Source organism: Bowmanella yangjiangensis, from assembly GCF_017255015.1.
In the GTDB taxonomy this organism is placed as follows: domain Bacteria; phylum Pseudomonadota; class Gammaproteobacteria; order Enterobacterales; family Alteromonadaceae; genus Bowmanella; species Bowmanella yangjiangensis.
Window position 1 is genome coordinate 1 of sequence record NZ_JAFKCS010000640.1, and the last position, 414, is coordinate 414.

The following is a 414-nucleotide window of genomic DNA, read 5'->3' on the forward strand; positions in this document are numbered from 1 at the left end:
GTACGCCAAGGCCGGTACTCCGGCCAAGGACCAGTTGCTGCAACTGATGCTGCCGATGGAGCGCCGCGTGCAGCTGCGCGCCTGCCTGGTCCGGCGCGTCGACCGCCGGCATTACGCCTACAGCGTGGAAACCCTGCATGCCGAAGACGAGCAGACATTGCGTCAGTACCTCTTCGAGCAGCACAGCGAACACCGGCAACAGCCAGAAGCCATCGCCTGACGCAGCACCGGCAGGGCCGTTCAGGTATCGAGATGCCCGGCCAGGAACTGCTGGAGGCGCCGCTGCATCAGCCGCGCCTCGCTCCCCAGGCAGGCTATTGGCGAGCCGGCCAGGCTCTCCTCGGCCAGATCGGCCCCGTCCCCGGCGAGCAACAATGGGCACTGCAACCCCAGTGCGAGACGCGTCAGTTGTCG

1 protein-coding gene is annotated in these 414 nt (G+C 67.1%); it reads left to right on the forward strand.

Annotated features, from left to right (window positions below; all coding sequences use genetic code 11):
- On the forward strand, nt 1-220 hold a 220-nt coding region (locus J0A65_RS26045), incomplete at its 5' end, for a hypothetical protein (protein ID WP_206597092.1).
- Between the last annotated feature and the right edge of the window lie 194 nt (nt 221-414).